The sequence below is a fragment of the uncultured Aquimarina sp. genome, from assembly GCF_947492115.1.
Taxonomy (GTDB): domain Bacteria; phylum Bacteroidota; class Bacteroidia; order Flavobacteriales; family Flavobacteriaceae; genus Aquimarina.
In genome coordinates this window covers 1-305 of the sequence record NZ_CANLMM010000057.1, presented here as the reverse complement: position 1 = coordinate 305, position 305 = coordinate 1, and the positions used below count along the sequence as shown (strand labels likewise).

The following is a 305-nucleotide window of genomic DNA, read 5'->3' as shown; positions in this document are numbered from 1 at the left end:
CAAGGTATTCAGGGTATACAAGGAGAAACTGGGGCGCAAGGACCACAAGGTATTCAGGGTATACAAGGAGAAACTGGTGCACAAGGACCACAAGGTATTCAGGGTGATCAAGGTGTAACTGGTGCGCAAGGACCGCAAGGTATTCAAGGTATACAAGGTGAAACTGGTGCACAAGGACCACAAGGTATTCAAGGAGAAACCGGTGCGCAAGGACCGCAAGGTATTCAAGGTATACAAGGAGAAACTGGTGCACAAGGACCGCAAGGACCTCAGGGTGACCAAGGTGTTACGGGTGCACAAGGACC

The 305-nt window shown here is 50.8% G+C and carries 1 pseudogene; it reads left to right on the top strand.

Going from position 1 to position 305, the window contains the following annotated elements:
• Positions 1 to 305 (top strand): annotated as a pseudogene (locus Q1A73_RS24510) (hypothetical protein); the annotation flags it as partial.